Genomic DNA, 19,919 nt, shown 5'->3' on the forward strand with positions numbered 1-19,919 from the left:
TCTTCAAGTCCGCTCGACTTGCATGTATTAGGCATGCCGCCAGCGTTCGTCCTGAGCCAGGATCAAACTCTCCAATAAAGTATTGAAAAGAGCGATAAGCTCATTTTGAATCTGACGAGATTAAAAATCTCATTTGTGCTCCAGCCGATYCAAGCCAAGGCTTGTTTCAAACTTTTGCGTTCATTCTGCAAGCAGAATGTTTACTCACTCGTTGTTCAGTTTTCAAAGATCAAACTTATTTTGTTACCGAATGTTGTTCTCTTCAGCAACTTTTATATCTTATCACATCCAAACCAACTTTGCAAGCTCTTTTTTTAAGTTTCTTTCGAAGCTTATTTCATTTGCTTGCCGCACCGTGTAAACCGTGTTTTCTTGGCCGGACTTAGAATATACCATGTACAGATATTGAATGCAAGTCTTTTTTTAAAACTATATTAACAATCGGTTTGACCTAATACGGACGTACATATGGGTATTCTCCCAACTTAGCAAGTTCATACACACGTCCATTTTTACTTTAACGTTTAACATTCCTAGCAGGAACCTTTCTTGGCCATAAACTGTAACTAAAACTTATCAGAAAATCGATACCGAGTATCATTCCCCACACTCTGATCAGATTATTGAAGACAGCTGTACGTTCAGCATCTCCAATCCACCATATCATGGCCAATAAAAAAGCACTTCCTATAGCCCAAGCCAATAGATGTCTAAACCATCCACTACGCTCACGACTCGCATGTTCTCTACCATATAACTTGTTACTACGAGGGTTTTCTCCACCTTTGAACCAATATAGGAAATATCGATCCGCCCAAGCGATCATCTGGTGACCATAGGCAATGCTTACTCCTATATACACCGCAGCTATACCATGAATCATACTTGCTGTAGCTCCTCGCTGTAGATCCATAACTGTAGCTACCAGCAATAACAGATCGATAACCGGCGTCGCCATTAACAAACCGATGCCTATTCGCTTCATGCCAAGGAGATACCTGACACTCAGACCTGCGAACACAAACACCCAAAAGGCAATCTCACAACCTATAATGAAATAACCAATCATTTCAGCCTCTCCTTTTTTGATACAAATGTATTAAATATAATTTAGCACGTGTGTACTATAATAATCAACAGTGATATAATATGCCTATGCCTAAACTTGTTGATCACGATAAACAGCGCGTGCTCGTGGCCGAGGCAGCTTGGCGTATTATACGAAGAGATGGCATGGAACAGGCCTCTGTTCGGAATATTGCTGAAGAAGCTGGAGTTTCGGTTGGTTCGATGCGTCACTACTTTTCTACTCAATCGGAACTACTACGATATGCCATGAACTTGGTATCTGAACGGGTGTCTCATCGAGTCCAAAAAATGTCCTTCACCGGCTCTCCCATGGACAATATGAAGCGCCTATTGCTCGAATTCTTACCAAACACGGAAGAAAAACTGGCCGAAATGGAGGTGTGGTACGCATTTACAGCCAGATCGAAAACCGATCCTACTCTCAAAGAACTTGCTAATACCGTATATGATGAACTCAGACAAGCTGTAGGCTCTGTTATCACCTACCTGATAAAGCACGACCTCTCCAGACCCGATCTGGACAAAGAACTGGAGATCGAGAGATTGTATGCACTGGTGGATGGCTTAGGCATACATACCGTGCTTAGACCGGATCAGATGAATGCCAAGCTCATGGACGATGTTCTCACTTTGCATCTTGCTTCCTTGTGTCGTTAAACCAAAAAACCGCAGCACATTCGTTGTGACTAAGGCCCGTTACGATAACAGGAGTTAGTTCTGAATGTCTGACGGTTTTTCTTTTTATCCGATAATGATCCGGCCCTCCGGATGACGATACAGTTTCTTCTCTTTGCGCGGACGAAGGGCATAAGCGATGGTTAATGGCCCAATCCGACCTACAAACATGGTAAAGGTAATAATGATTTTTCCCCAATTGGTCAACTCATCAGTCACTCCCACAGAAAGACCCACGGTACCGATTGCGGATGCAGCTTCAAACATCAGTGAAAGGAATGGCGCATCCTCTGTCGTAAGCAGAAGCATCACCACGATCATGAATATGATCAGAGAAACCATAATAATGGTCAACGCCCTCATCAGCAGTTCTTTTGGAACACGCTGGCGGAAAAACACAATATCCTTATTTCCCCGAATCATGGCATACACTGCACCAATCATGATCAGGAATGTAGTCGTCTTGATTCCGCCCCCGGTCGATCCTGGGGAAGCCCCGATAAACATCAGCAGAATGAAGAAAAATTGAGTAGCCTGCCTCATCTCCGTGATATCGATTGTGCTCGTTCCCGACGAACGTGTAGAGACAGACTGGAAGAAGGACGCATAGATCTTCTCGCTCCATGTGAGTGAAGCCAGTGTATGTCCATTGGTGAATTCGAAAACAAACAACACAATCGCTCCTATACCGATCAGCGCTCCGGATACAGACAGCACCAGTTTGGATTGAAGAGACAAACGGCGGCGTTTGCGATACTCGAACAGATCATTTAATACAACAAAACCCAGTCCACCAGAGACAACGAGCACAGAAGCGGTCACATTGAATATCCAGTCTCCGGTGTAGTATTGAAAGCTGTTGCCGAACAAATCAAAGCCGCCATTATTAAACAATGAAACGGAATGAAATATTCCATAGTATACGGCCTGACCCAATGGCATCTCCGTTGCCCAGCGCAGCGCTAATATGACAGCAGCCACCCCTTCAATGGTAAAAGAGAAAATCAAGACCTTGCGGATAATGCGTACTATCCCTTCCATACTGTCTGCATTAATGGCTTCTTTGAGTAATAACCTGTCCTTGAGTGAGATTCGCTTGCCCAATACAAGTGCAAAGAGAGTAGCCATGGTCATGAATCCGAGTCCACCAAGCTGCATCAATACCATAATGACGATCTGACCAAACAAATTAAACGTCGTCCCTACATCCACAACGACAAGTCCAGTTACACATGCGGCAGAGGTTGATGTAAAGAGTGCATCAATAAACGCCAAATGCATACCGCTTTGGTTGGAGATTGGCAGCATGAGAAGCACCGTTCCAATCGCAATGATAAGCAGAAAACCACCGACCAGAATTAACGGAGGAGATAAGAATTTGGCAAAGTGAAGCCTGAACTTCATGAAGGGCACCTCTTTTAACAAAAATACGAACAGGTTAATCTAACAATTTCAAGACGCGGTGCTACCCTAATGTTGTGCTGTGAGCAAGGGCCTTCTGACAAACTTTATTTTTAGCGTCTATGTAAACCTAAAGAGGAACTTGCCCCAGCATGATACTGAACGGCAGGTTCCTCTTCTATTATGAACGTATCCTACGTTCCTTATTTAATCTTGCGTACGAGGACGCATGTGCGGGAAGAGCAGTACGTCACGAATCGACGGGGAGTTGGTAAGCAACATGATCAGACGATCAACCCCGATTCCCAATCCGCCTGTTGGTGGCATACCATATTCGAGCGCACGGATGAAGTCGTCATCCATCTCATGAGCTTCGTCGTTCCCATGTTCTTTCTCCAGCATCTGTGCTTCAAAGCGCTGACGCTGATCGATTGGATCATTCAGCTCTGTGAAGGCATTGGCATGCTCGCGTCCAACGATGAACAATTCGAAGCGATCCGTGAAACGCGGATCTACATCATTTTTCTTCGCCAGTGGTGAGATTTCAAGAGGATGTCCCATAATGAATGTCGGTTGAATCAACGTCTCTTCCACAAACTCTTCAAAGAACGCGTTCAAAATATGACCAAATGTCATATGTTTTTCAACCGGAACCTTATGTTCCTTCGCCAAGTTGTGTGCTTCCTCATCCGTCATGTGTACGGAGAAGTCTACGCCTACAACTTCCTTAACTGCATCCACCATCGTAACACGGCGCCACTGTGGCGTAAGATCTACTTCATAATCTCCATACTGGATCACTTGCGTACCCAGTACTTCCTGTGCAATATGAGCAACCAGGTTCTCCGTCAATTGCATAATATCCTTGTAGTCGGCATATGCCTCATACAATTCAATCATGGTGAACTCCGGATTGTGACGTGTGGACATACCTTCATTCCGATATACACGGCCAATCTCATATACCTTCTCCAGTCCGCCAACAATCAGACGTTTCAGGTGAAGTTCAATCGCAATCCGCATGTACAGTTCCATATCCAGCGCATTGTGATGAGTGATGAACGGACGTGCTGCCGCTCCTCCTGCGATCGTATGCAACGTAGGTGTTTCCACTTCCAGATATCCAAGGGAATCCAGGTAACGACGCATCGATTGAATGATTTTGGAACGTGCGATAAAGGTCTGTTGTACGTCCGGGCTCATAATCAGGTCAACATAACGCTGGCGGTAACGCAGCTCTACGTCAGTGAGACCATGGAATTTATCCGGAAGCGGATAGAGCGATTTGGACAGCACTTCAATATCTTTCACTTTGACTGAAGTTTCACCTGTTTTGGTCTTAAAGATCACACCCGTTACCCCAACGATATCGCCAAGGTCCAGCAGGCTAAATGCCGCATACTTGTCTTCAGGCACGCTATCCTGACGAACATAGATCTGGATTCTGCCGCTCAGGTCCTGAATATGTGCGAAGCTTGCTTTACCCATTCCCCGCTTCGCCATAATCCGTCCGGCAATACTGACTTCGATGTGCTTCTCTTCCAGCTCTTCCTTGGTCAGTTCTTCATACTTCTTCAGAATGGAGCCGGCTTCTTCGGTACGTACGTATTTTTGGCCAAAAGGGTCGATTCCCAATTTGCGGAGCTCGTCCAATTTGTCACGGCGAATTTGTAAAAGCTCGCTAAGTTCGGTTTCCTGATTCAAGACTTCATCCGTCATGATCTGTATTCATCTCCTTATTTACATTGCAGGCATCGCGAGAGGTCGTTTTTCCTCTAATGTTGAAAAAGCTTCCCTAAGGAAGCTTTTGTTTACCGTGCCCAACTGCTTCGTTGCTATAGCTTTTTAATGTCCATAATTTTATATTGAATTACGCCAGCAGGCACACTTACATCAACAACTGTACCTTTTTTCTTGCCGAGAATCGCTTTACCTACAGGGCTCTCGTTCGATATCTTGTTCTGAAGCGGGTCTGCCTCAGCAGTACCTACAATTGTATATTCCGTGATGTCGCCAAACTCCAGATCTTCTACAGTGACGGTTGCACCCACGCTTACGGCATCGGTATCGATCTCGTCGCTGTTAATAATCCGCGCGTTACGAAGCAATTTCTCCAACGTGATTACACGTCCTTCGATGAAAGCTTGCTCATTCTTCGCGTCTTCGTATTCAGAGTTTTCACTGATATCTCCATACCCGATGGCTACCTTAATCCGTTCAGCCACTTCGCGGCGCTTCACTGATTTCAATGTTTCCAATTCTTCTTCCAGCTTCTTGAGTCCTTCTGGTGTAAGGATAACTTCCTTGTCGCTCATCTCAACCGATTCTCCTGTCATGGGAATAAATTTGATTGTACGGCAACGGAATCAGTGCTTGTTACAGAGCTCCGCTCGCATACATCTTCAAAACTATATGAAGTTCTCCAGAGGAATAGAATATTCCTCCTGATGCTATATCCTTATTAACGCACATGGCGAATTTATACTGAGAAATTATAGGGGAACGATCTCGAAAAGTCAATGTTACGTCCCCTATAGGTGTAAACGTTTTAAAGATGCGTTTATAATTAAGATGCATTTCCGGCGATTACCGGTTCTGACTCCAAATTACCTTCGCTTTTCAGCTGACTCACAAAGTTCTCCAGAATCTGTACCATCTCGTCCCGCTTGGTTCCTTCCATAATAACATCCTTGATGCGGGCAGATCCTTTCAGGCCTTTCAAATACCAAGCCAGATGTTTACGCATCTCGCGTACGGCAACTGTCTCATTCTTCAATGCGATCAGGCGATCCATATGCAGGATGGCAACACGGATCTTCTCTTCGCCATTCGGGTCAGGAAGCAATTCCCCCGTGCTTAAGTATTGAATGGTACGATACAGCATCCATGGGTTACCCAGGGCGGCACGACCGATCATAACTCCGTCACAACCCGTTTCATCCAGCATACGGCGTGCATCCTCTGGTGTATGGACATCACCATTGCCGATCACTGGGATAGAGACAGCTTCTTTTACATCTTTGATGTGTGACCAGTCAGCTGTGCCTGTATAGAGTTGCTCACGCGTACGGCCGTGTACACTTACCGCCTGTCCGCCAGCACGTTCAACCGCGAGCGCATTCTCCACCGCGAAGATATGCTCGTTATCCCAGCCGATACGCATTTTGACCGTCACCGGTTTCTCCACCGCGTCCACAACAGCGGATACCATCTCATAGATTTTGTTCGGATCAAGCAACCAACGTGCACCGGCATCACATTTTGTTACCTTTGGCACAGGGCATCCCATGTTAATATCGATGATGTCTGCATTGGTTTCTTGGTCCACGATTTTGGCTGCTTCTACAAGGGAATCACGATCTCCCCCAAAAATCTGAAGGCTCAGCGGTTTCTCACGCTCATCTACAAACAACATCTCACGCGTACGCTGGTTGCCATGGACAATGGCTTTGCCACTCACCATCTCCGCGCATACGAGGCCTGTTCCGAATTCTTTTGCGATCAAACGAAAAGCCGGATTACATACGCCAGCCATCGGCGCAAGTACGACCTGGTTTTTCATTTCAATGCCACCAATGTTAAGCACGGTAGTCGTTCCACTCCTTTTTTAATTCTGTATATATCACGATATAAAGTTTGATCGGTGTCTTGGTTGTTGTAACATGGCGAAACCGAAACGGTCCTAGTTGCCCCGCAACTCCTCGATACTGATTGCCAGCACACCAGCAATTCGATCGAGTTCTTGCTGTGATACCTTACGGTTTCCCCGTTCAATGGTTCCCAGAATGGCCAGCGAGATGCCGGTCTCGGCCGCAAGTTCATGTTGTGTTAAACCTTTCAGCTTCCGGAATGCCCGGATTCGGTTGGCCAATTGCATGTTTTCCAAAGCTGTATTCCATCCTTTCCATCCAGTACAGACAACGATGAGTGTACAAAGGTATACAAACCTGAAATCTCGCCCTCCGGTACGATATCCGACAGTGGGACCAGCACAAAAGCCCGTTCTCCCATACGAGGATGAGGCAATTGAAGCAATTCGGTATCTCGCGTCTCACCGTGCATCCAGAGCAGATCCAGATCAACAGTGCGCGGTCCCCAGCGAATATCACGAACACGACCGAGACGGTTCTCGATATCCAATAATTCCGTGAGCAACTGCTCAGGTGTCAGCATCGCCTGTACGGCGACTGCCATATTCAGAAATGCAGGCTGATCTACATATCCCACAGGCTCCGTCTCATATAGTGCAGAACAACGCAGAACGGATATATGAGGGTGTTCATCCAGCAAAGACAATGCTTCAAACAGCGTCTGTTCCCGGTCACCCAAATTGGCCCCTAAAGCAATATAAGCCTCTGAAGATTCAGAGGTCGAATGTGCAATCATGATCGGTTCTCACTTTCTTGTGCGGCGAAGCTCTACCGTTACGCCCTCAAAATGAATATCGAATGGCGGATGTGGCTTCGTCACCTTGACTGTCAATGCATTGATAATAGTATAAGTGTCTAGTAAAGAAGATGCAATATGTTCGCCCAAAGCTTCAATTAACTGGAATGACTTATTCTCTACAATCTGTTTTACCAGCTCATGGATCTCCGCATAATTAATCGTTTTGGTCAGATCATCGTTACGTCCGGCCTCACCCAGGTCCATATCAATCTCCAGATCAATATAGTACCGCTGCCCAAGCTTCCGTTCTTCTGCAAAAACACCATGATATCCGTAATACTCCATACGATGCAATACCATTCTATCCATACGATCCGCCTACCCTCTATATATATTGAAATTTTAATCTATTTGAAGTTATGCCTTAGCTTCGCCTTTGAAAAACGCTGCGCTTCCACTGGACGGGTCACCAGGGACCCGCCAACATTATTTCCTCCGTATCCCCGGAGAAGCATACAACATGGCATCACACATGTCTGCCGTCCGCCGAATCGGTTTCACATCATGAACCCGAACCATCTGGCAGCCTTGGGCAATGCCAAATGCAACGGTCGCAGCCGTTCCTTCCAACGCATCATCCGCCCCGACATTCAGGGTGTTCTGGATGAATCTTTTACGTGAGGTGGCTAGCAGAACGGGATATCCCATTTCATTGAGCAAACCGAGCGATGACATGAGCTTCAGATTTTCTCCGAGATCCTTCACAAAACCAATGCCCGGGTCCAGGATAATTTGGTCTGCTTTCACGCCGGCTGTTAATGCAATCTGTATGCTCTCCTGCAAATCGCTCACGACATCACTCAGATAATCGGTGTAATTCCGATCCTGCCGATTATGCATCAAAATGATGGGACACCCCAGCTCTGCTGCCGTGCGGGCCATATCTGGATCTGTCTTGGCACCCCACACATCATTAATAATATGAGCACCGGCCAGAATAGCCTGACGTGCAACATCGGCCTTATACGTGTCTACCGATATCGGAATGTGCGGGGCTTGCTGATGCAATGCTTCAATAACCGGAATAATCCGGCTAAGCTCTTCATCGGCGCCCACAATATCTGAACCTGGCCGGGTGGACTCCCCGCCGATATCAATCAGGTCCGCCCCATCCTCCATCATCTGCTTGGCATGGGCAACCGCCCGCTCCACGTTGGTATAACGTCCACCATCCGAGAACGAGTCAGGCGTGACGTTAAGAATGCCCATAATCTGTGTTCTTGTACCCAGCTTCAATTCAGCTGGCCCCCATGCATAGTTCCGTTCATAGATGACAGGTGTAAGTGTCATGAAGTATACCCCGCTTTCTGCCGGTACATACCCAGAAGGACTGCTGTAACCGGGCCAATATGTCCGTTGCTAATTATCGTTTCGGCTCCGTCCTGATCCCGCAGAGTTGTCACCGGAACCAGTTCGGCCACCGAGCCGGTTAGAAATATTTCATCTGCTTGCAGGAGATCCTCCCAGGAAGCTAACGTTTCTATGCAGGGGATTCCTTGCTGCGAGGCAATCTCCATTACCACAGCTCTCGTGATACCCGGCAGAATGCCGGTTGAGAGTGCTGGCGTGTAGAGAACATTTTCCCGTACCCAAAACACATTGCTGACGATCCCTTCCGCTATATGACCATCCCGGGTTAATTGTAGCCCTTCTGCACCCTGCACATGCTGCCCGTATCCATTAAGCTCCCGTTTCGCCAGAATACTGTTCATGTAATGCAGCGACTTGAACCGAACTTCTCCTTCGGGCGTGTTGCGAGGTGTAGACAACCGTTGAATCATTTTTCCACTCTCATATAAAGAGGGAGAAGGATCAGGTAATGCTTTTGCCAGTAAAATATGATTCGGCTTCGAATAATCACCAGAAGGTAAGCCTAGCGGTGCTTCACCGGCTGATACCGTGTATCGCACATACGCATCCCGAAGTCCGTTCGCATCCATCAAACGTTGAAGCCCACCTGTCACCTCTGCCGCGGTCGTTGTAAAAGGAATGCCAAGTTCCTTACACCCCGAAGCCATGCGCTCCAGATGCCGTTCCAAAAGATATGGGACACCTTGATACGTCCGGAACGTCTCAAACAGTCCAAGTCCGTACAAAAAGCCGTGATCCGTTACAGGAACCACGGCCGCCGCCATATTGACCAACTCTCCGTTTATCGCGGCATATTGCATGTTAAACCTTCACTTGTTGGGACAAAAAGTTACGAAGCATCTGATGACCATGGTCTGTAATAATGGATTCCGGGTGGAATTGAACCCCTTCAATCGCATATTCTTTGTGACGCAGACCCATAATTTCACCTTCAGCTGTCTCCGCTGTAATCTCCAGGCAGTCAGGCAAGCTGCTGCGCTCCACAATCAGGGAGTGGTAACGGGTAGCTGTGAATGGAGATGGCAATCCGGCAAATACCGATGTTCCATTGTGGTGCATCTCGGATGTTTTGCCGTGCATCATACGCTCCGCACGAATGACATTGCCACCAAACGCTTGTCCAATGGACTGATGCCCCAGGCACACACCAAAGATCGGAATGCTTCCCTTGAAATGATCGATGACTGCCAGACTAATGCCCGCTTCATTCGGTGTACACGGGCCCGGAGAGATCAGAATATGATCAGGTGCCAGTGCCTCTATGCCTGCCAGATCAATCTCGTCGTTGCGGCGAACTTCCACCGTCTCGCCCAGTTCACCCAGATATTGAACCAGGTTATACGTGAAAGAATCGTAATTATCTATAACCAGTATCATATGCCTGCTCCTCCTCATCTTCCGTCAATGCAAGTGACGGTTGCTTCGTTTTATTTTATTTTAGTTTAGTTTAGTTAACAGCTTCTGTTCTTTTCGCTTGTTCTTGTTCAATAGCTCTGCTTGCTTCCGCCTCTTCGCTGTAATTCACAGCTCTCATCATGGCTCTTGCCTTGTTGCGGCATTCCTTGTATTCCCGATATGGATCGGAATCAATAACAATCCCTGCCCCGGCCTGTACATAACCAATACCGTCCTTAATGGCAAGTGTACGAATGACGATGTTCAATTCCATATTCCCACTGTAATCCATCCACCCGATGGAACCCGTATAAGGCCCACGCCGCACAGGCTCAAGTTCCTCGATAATCTCCATGGTGCGGACTTTCGGGGCTCCTGTAATCGTTCCACCCGGGAATGTCGCAGCGATCACATCAAATACGGATAACCCTTCTGCCAGCCTGCCTTCCACCTGGGAAACGAGATGCATGACATGGGAATACTTCTCGATGGTCATCAATTCAGGCACATGAACCGAACCGTAGGCTGCAATCCGTCCGATATCATTCCGTTCCAGATCAACGAGCATAATATGCTCCGCCCGTTCCTTCTCACTGCTGAGCAGTTCATCCGCCATAGCTTTGTCCTCTGCTTCATCCCGGCCCCTTCTTCGGGTCCCTGCGATGGGACGTGCACTGACTTTGCCATTCTCCACTTTGACCAGAAGCTCGGGAGATCCGCTTACCAGTTGAAAGTCTGGACTACGCAGCATTCCCATATACGGTGATGGATTCACAAGGCGCAGCCATTCATAAATATGCTCAGCGCTCGAATGAAGACGCTTTTCCTGTCTTAAGGACAGGTTCACCTGGAACACATCGCCCTGCCTGATATATTCCTGTACCGTACGCACAGCTTGTTCAAAGTCCTCCTGGGGAAAGGAGGTTTCCCATCCTTCCGATTCCCTTTCCGCATCTTCAGGCTGCGGGGTACGATTGACCTGCTTGTTGCGGCGTTCCAGTGCCTGTTGTTGTTCCTCAGCCTGTGCAGCCCCCATAATATGAAGCCAACGTTTCTGCATCGCTGTCGCTCGTGCTTCTGCCGCTGAATATAGACTACGGATATCCGTTTCGTTCCGGTTAGGCTCTATAGCCAGATGAACCATGCAGAAAAGTGCCTGTTGCTCATGGTCATACGCCCATATTTCTTCAAAGCGCATCCACCAATAATCCGGCAGAGCCGGGTTATCCTCAGCCAAGGCTGGAAGCTTCTCCAATGATCTTGCTACATCGTAGCTGAGATAACCTGCGTATCCACCTCCAAAGTCTGGAGCCCCATTAACCTTGGGTGCACGATACGGGGCAGTCCATCTCTTCAATACATCAAGCGGCTTGCCGCTGTCCGTCGAGGTGGCTCCTTGCGTCACATCATGAATAACCGCTTCTTGACCCTTGCCGGAAATAACGGATACGGGGTCTAACCCCAGAAATGTATATCTCCCGCCTTTGCCATTCTCCAGCACAATTGCGTATGGTGATGCCTGCTCCCAGGCTACCTCCCACGATAACGGTAAACCGCCATGATACGGTCCCTCATCCGACTTCGTCATATAGGGCATCATGGTCCAGCCTTGTTCAGCCCACTCCATCCAGTCGGCGTATGTTGTCATCAGGTGTGTCATTGCGGTGTGCCGCCCTCCATCTGTCGCTAGTTCTATTGTCTGATAGTATACTAAAGCGCCGCCCCTTTTAAAAGCATTACGCCAAAAATCCTCCATACCCGTCATACGGGCAAGGAGGATTGGTTTTGTCATTTGTAGACTTAGCCTTCGAAGTTGTAAAGAGGTGTGCTGAGGTAACGTTCGCCGTTACTTGGCACGATTACGACCACGCGCTTGCCTTCACCCAACTGTTTCGCAACCTGAAGACCTGCACGGATCGCCGCACCGGAAGAAATACCAGACAGAATGCCCTCTTCCTTCGCTACCTGACGAGCCGTCTCGAATGCATCATCATTCTCAATGTGAATGATCTCATCATAGATTTCCTGATCCAGAATCTCAGGGATAAAGTTGGCACCAATCCCCTGGATCTTATGTGGTCCTGGTTTGCCGCCCGCCAGAATTGGCGAAGCTGCTGGCTCAACCGCAACAATTTTAATACCAGCAAAAGCTTCTTTCAGCACTTCGCCTGTACCTGTAATTGTTCCACCTGTACCGATTCCTGCAACGAAAGCATCCAACGTACCGCCTACAGATTGAATTGCTTCAACAATCTCAGGGCCAGTCGTTTCACGGTGGATCTTCACGTTGGCTTTATTTTTAAATTGCTCAGCCATGAAATAGGAAGGGTTTTCTTTCAGCAGTTCTTCGGCTTTTTTAACAGCACCATTCATACCTTCAGCTCCAGGTGTAAGCACAAGCTCAGCACCATACGCACGAAGCAAGTTACGACGCTCCAAGCTCATCGTCTCAGGCATTACAATAACGGACTTGTAGCCTTTGGCTGCAGCCACCATCGCGAGTCCAATTCCCGTGTTACCACTTGTTGCTTCGATAATGGTATCACCTGGTTTTAGCTTGCCTTCTTTTTCCGCTTCTTCCACAATGCTAATTGCGATACGGTCTTTCACGCTTGAACCTGGATTCTGATACTCCAGCTTCACGAATACTTCAGCACTGCCTTCAGGTACGATACGGTTCAGACGAACAAGCGGAGTACCTCCGATGAGTTCTGTTACGTTATTAACTACTTTAGCCATATGAATGCCCTCCTTAGTGGATGAATAAAACTTGAGTCCTGTTAACCTATACTGTGCGGCCGGTAGCCTCTAGCTGTTATAGAAGAACTGCGGAAATCCTGTTGATCCTATCCCTTACTGCCAAGATTTCTAGCAGGGCGGAGGTTTCCGAAAGTTTCTTTGTTCATAAATAAATCTTTTATATCCGAGTAAACGAGTAGGTATTTATTATTTTCATCTTATCAACGTTAACCCTTATTGTCAATATGAGTACTCAAAAAAAATACTCTGCCTTTGGCCCTAAGACCGCAGACAGAGTATTTTTATCAAGATGCAGCAGTACGAGACAATCTTTTCCATTGCATTCAGGAGGCAGGAATCTCGGACAGGATTACGGCTTCATACTTGTTACGCAGCATTTGCTCTACCTGCGGCAACGGATCAGCCTGACTCAGAGCCAGTTCCATTCGAATCTCCTCACGGACTTCTTCGGCAGATTGCACCTGGCGTTCTTCTTTATCATTAAGTCTGATAATAACATAACCTTCTTCCACTCGAACCGGTCCGGCAATATCGCCTACATCCAGCCCGGTAGCAAGTTGAAGGATTTCTTCTGACTGGAATGGATCATTCCGCTCAATCCACCCCAGCCTCCCACCAGCATCACGAGAGAAGCTGTCTGTCGATTGCTTGCGAGTAGCTTCTTCAAAGTCCTCCCCCTTCTCCAACGCATCCAGTAAGGAATCGGCTTCATCTTCTTCCTTCACTACGATGATGGACAAGTCATATTTGTCGGGGGAAACGTAATCCTCACGGTGTTCAGTCCAGTAATGCTCAATATCTGCATCCTTGATCTGTATGCCGATCGTTGCGATTTTCTCAAGCAGCAGCCTGTAGCCGGCTTCCAACTCAAGTTCCTGTTTCGACAGGCCCAATTGAGACTTCATTTCGTCAAAATATGATTTCTCTGAATCGTACCCATCCATCGCGGCGGCAAGTTCTCTTGCAATCTCTTGGGGAGTGACGATCAGCTTGCGTTCAATTGCTTCGGCAAATACTGCTTTACGGTTTAACATCTGGAGTAATAACTCGCTGCCATAGCGTCTTTTCAGCGCATCGGTCCACTCTTTGTCCGTGATAACTTCTCCGTTGATCGTCGCTACGGTGCTTCCTTCTTCCGTATTAGCATCATGGGATGCATCTGCCTCGTCCTTGCCCTGTCTGAGACCATGCATAGCCATCACACTACCCATGACCAGCATACCTAGCGTCAAGACAATTACAGCCGTCCACAACCCTTTTTCCTGTCTTGTCATTCCGCATCCCGTCCCCGCATAGATCAGTTCTTGGCTTGCTCTAGGATGGTCTCAAGTTGTTCTTTGTTAAAGTCATAGGCTTCATTACAGAATTGGCAGACCACTTCAGCCTGGCCCTCTTCTTCAATTAATTGCTCCATCTCCGTTTGGCCCAGGCTGATTAGTGTCTTCTCTACCCGCTCACGTGAACACTCACAGCTAAAATGAATATCCAATCCTTCCATCACTTGTACATCTGGCAACAATCGGCGAAGCAACTCTTCCAATTCAAGTCCCTGCTCCAGCAACGTCGTCACTGGCGGCAACGTACTAATGGCGTTTTCGATCGCCGTGATCTCTGGATCTGTCAATCCCGGCAACAGCTGCATAATGAATCCACCTGAGACAATAACGGAATTATCCGTATCAACGAGCACACCAACGCCTACAGCAGAAGGGGTTTGCTCCGATTGAGCAAAGTAGTACGTGAAGTCTTCGCCCAGTTCTCCTGAAATAATAGGCACACTGCCACGATATGGCTCTTTCAGTCCCAAATCCTTCGTTATGTTGATGAAACCTTCCGTTCCAACTGCGCCTGCAACGTCCAGTTTTCCCACACTATTGCTTGGCAAATGTACATGCGGATTAGAAACATATCCTCGTACTTCGCCTTTCGCATTGGCATCAGCTACAATCTGTCCAATGGGCCCATCACCGTTGACTTGTACCGTTAACTTCTCTTCACCTTTGAGCATTGCACCCATAATGGCTGCTGTTGTAACCGTACGCCCCATGGCAGCTGTAGCCGTGGGAAACGTATCGTGTCTTCTGCGTAGTTCCTCAACCAGTTCCGTAGTCTGGATAGCAAAGGCTCTTACCTTTCCATTCATTGCTGTACCACGAATTAACCGGTCATGCTTGTTGTTTTCCAAGTCATTCAGCCTCCTTTGGCGTATCGCCATAATAGTCGTAACACAGAAAAAACGGCACAACACTTAAGCTGTAATCTCAGCCCGCTGTATGCCGTCACTATGCTCACCTTTCCCGGTTCCGCTCATATATAATACGCAGCCCTTCAAGCGTAAGCAGCGGATCAACTTCCTCTATACTACGGGTTTCTTCTGCGATAAGTGTAGCGAGACCACCCGTCGCGATAACTCGGGGCTTCGCTCCCATCTCCTCGCGAATACGTTCTACAATACCATCTACCTGCCCTGCATAGCCAAATATAATACCCGCTTGCATAGCATGAATAGTATTACGGCCAATGACCTTTTTAGGTTTCTCCAGCTCTATACGAGGCAACTTGGATGCCCGCTCATAGAGCGCTTCAGTGGCGATCTGAATGCCAGGTACAATAGCTCCCCCCAGGTAGTGACCTTTCTCGTCAATACAGTCAAAGGTCGTTGCGGTACCAAAATCGACCACGACGAGAGGGCCGCCATACTTCTCAACGGCTGCCACTGCATTAACAATACGATCTGCACCCACTTCACGAGGGTTCTCGTATCGCAGATTCAAGCCAGTTTTGATACCAGGCCCAACGAGCAAAGCTTTTTTGCCTACATACTTCTCACACATCGCTTCGATTACATTCACCAGTGGCGGAACCACAGATGAGATGATGACACCTTCGATGTCACTTGCCCTGATGCCGGACATATGAAATAAATTATAAATCAATACGCCGTATTCATCCACTGTTGACTGACGTGATGTACTCAGACGAAAGTGGTGCAGCAATTCCCGGCCTTGATATACGCCGAGCACCATATTGCTGTTCCCCACGTCTACAACTAGAATCAAAGAGGTTCACCCCTCTTTCTTTTCATTTAAATCCAGACTAATATCCAGGCTCTCAAAGGAATAGGTTAACCTGCCAACCGAAATTACATCCACACCACTCTCTGCAATACCACGAATGGTCTGAAGAGACACGTTACCGGATGCTTCAACCTTCACATGAGGAGCCTGTTCACGAATAAGTTCAACCGCTTCACGCATCCGCTCTGGATGCATGTTATCCAGCATAATGATATCTGCCCCGGCTTGCAAGGCTTCTCTCACCTGCTCCAGATTTTCAGTCTCCACTTCAATCGTCATCGTATGTGGGATAACGGTTCGCGCACGCTGTACCGCCTCAGTGATTCCGCCTGCACCCTTGATGTGGTTATCCTTAATCATAACGGCATCGTACAGTCCAAATCGATGATTCGCTCCGCCACCCACGCGCACTGCGTATTTCTCAAGTAGTCGGTGGCCCGGCGTTGTCTTACGTGTATCCACGAGCCTGGTCTCAAGACCATCCAGCACATCCACGTAGGCACGCGTACGCGTAGCTATTCCGGACATACGTTGTAGCAAGTTAAGTGCCAGTCGTTCCCCCGTAAGCAGTGAATGTGTACTTCCCTCTACCTCGGCCAAAATCGTGCCATGGGTAACCTTGTCTCCGTCTGTTACCTTCGGTGTAAATACAAGATCAGGATCAACGACTTGAAATACAAGTTTAGCTACGGTCATGCCTGCAATAACACCATTGTCTTTGGCGTGTATAATGGCCTTGGATTGGTTGCCTGCTGGAATCGTCACACTTGTTGTAACGTCACCTGCACCAACATCTTCACGAAGCCAGTTTTTGATTGATTCGATAAGCCCTTCATTATATCCATTCAGTATCATGACATCAATTCCTCCACAATCGCTTGTTCTCGCTGCTGCAGACTATGCTTCTGCCACACGATATCATCACGTGCCGGGAAATCCTCACGATAGTGAGCCCCCCGACTCTCCTCGCGATGTAATGCACCGCTGGTAACTAACCAGGCACAGGTCAGAAGGTTGGCATACTCTAGCTCTTCCTTATGCGTGAGTGTCTGATCAAAAAATTGCAATTCCTGTTGCAGCTTGTCCATGGCCTTCTGCAGGTCCTCACCCTTCCGGCGCAAACCTACCTGACGAACCATCATTTTCTGTAATCGTAAGCGTCTTTCGGATACCGGCTTTTGCTCTTCCGTGATCTTATTGATCTTGTTATTCATGTCCACAGATGAATGCGTAGCCCCTCTTACTTGTAATGAACCGAGCGGGGAAAGTGACTGAATGCGATCAACAATTCTCCGGCCAAATACAATCGCTTCTGACAAGGAGTTGCTTGCCAGACGGTTGGCTCCATGCACTCCTGTAGAAGACACCTCGCCACAAGCAAATAATCGGGAGATGCTGCTCTCTCCACTTAAATCCGTTTTCACTCCACCCATCATGTAATGGGCAGCAGGTGCAACGGGAATCCAGTCCGTTGTCATGTCTAATCCATAACGCATACAAGTCTCATATATGGTAGGGAACCGATGCTTGATCATCTCTGGCTGTTCATGTGTAATGTCCAAGTACACAAAGGTACTGTTGGTGGACTCCATCTCACTAACAATCGCTCGTGCCACGATATCGCGTGGGGCAAGTTCAAGCTGGGCATGATAACGATCCATGAAGCGCTCACCCTTCACATTGCGCAAATATGCTCCTTCGCCACGTACGGCTTCTGACACAAGGAAACGCGGGGCCCCAGGGTAACATAGAGAGGTGGGGTGGAATTGGATAAATTCCATGTCACGAACAATAGCCCCAGCCCGATAAGCCATGGCTACACCATCGGCAGTAGCTACATCCGGATTCGTCGTGTATCGGTACAGTTGTCCTGCCCCACCAGAACAAAGAACGGTTGCCTGTGCCTTCACAAACACTTGCGATCCGTCATCCTTCTGAACCAGAGCGCCAATGCATTCCCTTCGATCTCGATCTGTAATCAGGTCAACAACAAAATGCTCATCCCAAACTTCAATCCCGGGATGCTCATTCACTTCAACAGCAAGCGCACGTACAATCTCATATCCTGTTGCATCTCCGTTGGCATGCAAAATACGGCGGTGGCTATGCGCACCTTCCTGCGTCAACGCCAACTCGCCGTTCTCCAGATCAAATAAAGTACCCAAACGAATCAGTTCCTTCACTCCGTCCGGCCCCTCATTCACCAATACCTCTACCGCTTCGGAGCGGCATAAGCCCGCTCCTGCTACAAGTGTATCCTGCAAGTGGTAAGCAGGTGAATCATCCTCAGCAATAACCGCAGCGATGCCTCCCTGCGCATATCTGGTGTTACTTTCAAGTAATGACTTCTTCGTGATCATTAATACACGTTGTTGTCCACTTGCCTTAATGGCAGTAAACAAACCAGCAATCCCTGAGCCTATAACCAGTACATCCGTCTCTACCAAGGGTAGCGCAGACAGATCAAAATCAACTAAATATTGCGGTATCATGTTATTCACCTGTCTTGGAGCAAGAGTAGCGCATCCTACTTTACCAACAACATGCGCTCTAGTGATTCTCTGGCTTTGTCGGCAACGGCCGGTGGCACGTAGATTTGCGGCTTCATCGTTTCCAGGCATTTCACCAGTTTCTTCAAGTTGTTCACCTTCATGTTGGGACATACGAGGAACTTGGTAGCAAAGTGGAACTGTTTATCCGGACTATCCAGACGAAGCTGATATCCTGTACCATCTTCGGTACCTACGATAAATTCCTTCGCTGATGAATTTTTGCAATACTCCAGAATAGCTGTTGTGCTGCCTACAAAATCACCCATTTCTACAACCTCAGGGCGACACTCTGGATGGACAACAAACTCCGCATTGGGATGCTTGGCTCTCATCTCCACCACATCTTTGACTGTAAGCATATCGTGAGTGTTGCAGTAACCTTCCCAGATAATCATTTTCTTGTCTGTATGCTGCTGCACATAATGTCCCAGGTTTTTATCCGGTACCCAGATAATTTCGTCGGAATCCACCGATTGAATAACCCGGACTGCGTTCGCTGATGTACAACAGATGTCAGTCTCTGCTTTGATCTCAGCCGAGGAATTGATATACGTAACCACCTTGGCATTAGGATGTTGTGCTTTTAATTTGCGTAGTCCCTCCACATTCACCATATCTGCCATTGGGCAGCCCGCACGTTCGTCCGGGATAATAACTGTTTTATTTGGCGCCAGAATTTTAGCGCTTTCACCCATAAAATGAACACCACAGAAAACGATCACATCCGCATCTGTCTGTGCTGCCTTCTGGGCTAACAGAAATGAATCTCCACGGAAGTCGGCAACCTCCTGTACTTCGTCACGTTGATAATAATGGGCAAGAATAATGGCATTACGTTCCTTTTTCAACACCATAAGCCGCTCACGCAGCTCGCGGTTCATCTCAGCCTTGCGCTCTAAAGCCAGAGCTTCCACCTGTGATCCTCTCCTTTATCGGGACAGCGTCATGCGCTGTTTCGTGGGCTAACCTAAGTCGTTATCTTCGCTTGAGAAACGAATCACAAGCGGTTTAACAACTAATTTACACAACGTTCACGACTCTGTCAATAAATGAAAAAAGCCCGGAACAGCGCTGTAACCACCTGTTTGCTAACTGGTTCGCCATCTAACTCCCGTTTATCTTTATCTATCCTCTTTTAAAATAATGGATA

At 47.6% G+C, this 19,919-nt stretch carries 20 protein-coding genes and 1 rRNA gene; 1 reads left to right on the forward strand and 20 read right to left on the reverse strand.

The features are described from left to right. Both AC1DE7_RS27675 and AC1DE7_RS27680 read right to left on the reverse strand, forming a co-directional pair. Positions 1–78: ribosomal RNA gene (locus AC1DE7_RS27675) — 16S ribosomal RNA — on the reverse strand; the annotation flags it as partial. Positions 79–517: 439 nt separating this feature from the next. Then, positions 518–1,069, reverse strand: a complete 552-nt coding sequence (locus tag AC1DE7_RS27680) for a hypothetical protein (protein WP_036606096.1) — start codon at positions 1,067–1,069, stop codon at positions 518–520. Between the two features lie 86 nt (positions 1,070–1,155). Here AC1DE7_RS27680 and AC1DE7_RS27685 point away from each other — a divergent pair, with 86 nt between their 5' ends. Next, the gene (locus AC1DE7_RS27685; RefSeq protein WP_477535622.1) at positions 1,156–1,746 is read left to right on the forward strand and encodes a TetR/AcrR family transcriptional regulator; all 591 of its coding nucleotides are present in this window, start codon (positions 1,156–1,158) and stop codon (positions 1,744–1,746) included. 84 nt (positions 1,747–1,830) lie between these two features. On the opposite strand, the gene AC1DE7_RS27690 is transcribed toward AC1DE7_RS27685, so the two are convergent. The 18 genes from AC1DE7_RS27690 to nadA form a co-directional block, all read right to left on the reverse strand. Further along, complete coding sequence (locus AC1DE7_RS27690; RefSeq protein ID WP_036606097.1) at positions 1,831–3,168, reverse strand: TrkH family potassium uptake protein; 1,338 nt, start codon at positions 3,166–3,168, stop codon at positions 1,831–1,833. A 204-nt stretch (positions 3,169–3,372) separates the two neighbouring features. Then, positions 3,373–4,884, reverse strand: coding sequence for a lysine--tRNA ligase (gene lysS / locus AC1DE7_RS27695; protein WP_036606098.1), 1,512 nt, complete (start codon positions 4,882–4,884; stop codon positions 3,373–3,375). 116 nt (positions 4,885–5,000) lie between these two features. Further along, a complete protein-coding gene (greA, locus tag AC1DE7_RS27700) occupies positions 5,001–5,480 on the reverse strand; it encodes a transcription elongation factor GreA (protein WP_036606099.1) in 480 nt (159 codons plus the stop codon). 251 nt (positions 5,481–5,731) lie between these two features. Then, a complete protein-coding gene (gene dusB / locus AC1DE7_RS27705; protein WP_091018303.1) occupies positions 5,732–6,751 on the reverse strand; it encodes a tRNA dihydrouridine synthase DusB in 1,020 nt (339 codons plus the stop codon). Positions 6,752–6,847: 96 nt separating this feature from the next. Continuing rightward, positions 6,848–7,042 (reverse strand): helix-turn-helix domain-containing protein, encoded by a 195-nt coding sequence (locus AC1DE7_RS27710; protein WP_036668438.1) that lies wholly within the window; start codon positions 7,040–7,042, stop codon positions 6,848–6,850. Further along, on the reverse strand, positions 7,003–7,551 hold the full coding sequence (gene folK, locus AC1DE7_RS27715; RefSeq protein ID WP_047844503.1) for a 2-amino-4-hydroxy-6-hydroxymethyldihydropteridine diphosphokinase: 549 nt from the start codon (positions 7,549–7,551) through the stop codon (positions 7,003–7,005). The genes AC1DE7_RS27710 and folK overlap by 40 nt, the downstream gene beginning before the upstream one ends. Positions 7,552–7,560: 9 nt before the next feature. After that, positions 7,561–7,923 (reverse strand): dihydroneopterin aldolase, encoded by a 363-nt coding sequence (gene folB, locus AC1DE7_RS27720; RefSeq protein WP_036606103.1) that lies wholly within the window; start codon positions 7,921–7,923, stop codon positions 7,561–7,563. A 117-nt stretch (positions 7,924–8,040) separates the two neighbouring features. Next, positions 8,041–8,904, reverse strand: a complete 864-nt coding sequence (folP, locus tag AC1DE7_RS27725; RefSeq protein WP_477535623.1) for a dihydropteroate synthase — start codon at positions 8,902–8,904, stop codon at positions 8,041–8,043. Then, complete coding sequence (locus AC1DE7_RS27730) at positions 8,901–9,785, reverse strand: aminotransferase class IV (protein ID WP_100528136.1); 885 nt, start codon at positions 9,783–9,785, stop codon at positions 8,901–8,903. Before AC1DE7_RS27730 ends, folP begins: the two co-directional genes overlap by 4 nt. A gap of 1 nt (position 9,786) precedes the next feature. Beyond that, a complete protein-coding gene (gene pabA / locus AC1DE7_RS27735; RefSeq protein ID WP_036606106.1) occupies positions 9,787–10,362 on the reverse strand; it encodes an aminodeoxychorismate/anthranilate synthase component II in 576 nt (191 codons plus the stop codon). A gap of 70 nt (positions 10,363–10,432) precedes the next feature. Further along, positions 10,433–12,040 carry an anthranilate synthase component I family protein gene (locus AC1DE7_RS27740; RefSeq protein WP_477535624.1) on the reverse strand — a complete coding sequence of 536 codons (1,608 nt, stop codon included), beginning with the start codon at positions 12,038–12,040 and terminating at the stop codon, positions 10,433–10,435. Between the two features lie 140 nt (positions 12,041–12,180). Next, complete coding sequence (gene cysK / locus AC1DE7_RS27745) at positions 12,181–13,119, reverse strand: cysteine synthase A (protein WP_036668448.1); 939 nt, start codon at positions 13,117–13,119, stop codon at positions 12,181–12,183. 344 nt (positions 13,120–13,463) lie between these two features. Continuing rightward, entirely contained in the window at positions 13,464–14,414 is a 951-nt protein-coding gene (locus tag AC1DE7_RS27750) for a peptidyl-prolyl cis-trans isomerase (RefSeq protein ID WP_477535625.1), read from the reverse strand. Between the two features lie 23 nt (positions 14,415–14,437). Beyond that, positions 14,438–15,325, reverse strand: coding sequence for an Hsp33 family molecular chaperone HslO (gene hslO, locus AC1DE7_RS27755; RefSeq protein ID WP_477535626.1), 888 nt, complete (start codon positions 15,323–15,325; stop codon positions 14,438–14,440). Positions 15,326–15,428: 103 nt separating this feature from the next. Then, positions 15,429–16,199, reverse strand: a complete 771-nt coding sequence (locus AC1DE7_RS27760) for a type III pantothenate kinase (RefSeq protein ID WP_026081372.1) — start codon at positions 16,197–16,199, stop codon at positions 15,429–15,431. Positions 16,200–16,205: 6 nt separating this feature from the next. Continuing rightward, complete coding sequence (gene nadC / locus AC1DE7_RS27765) at positions 16,206–17,072, reverse strand: carboxylating nicotinate-nucleotide diphosphorylase (RefSeq protein ID WP_076254636.1); 867 nt, start codon at positions 17,070–17,072, stop codon at positions 16,206–16,208. After that, entirely contained in the window at positions 17,069–18,709 is a 1,641-nt protein-coding gene (nadB, locus tag AC1DE7_RS27770; RefSeq protein ID WP_477535627.1) for an L-aspartate oxidase, read from the reverse strand. The genes nadC and nadB overlap by 4 nt, the downstream gene beginning before the upstream one ends. Positions 18,710–18,744: 35 nt before the next feature. Further along, positions 18,745–19,683, reverse strand: coding sequence for a quinolinate synthase NadA (nadA, locus tag AC1DE7_RS27775; RefSeq protein ID WP_477535628.1), 939 nt, complete (start codon positions 19,681–19,683; stop codon positions 18,745–18,747). Positions 19,684–19,919: the final 236 nt, after the last annotated feature.

The sequence above is a fragment of the Paenibacillus sp. 10L310 genome, from assembly GCF_056395745.1.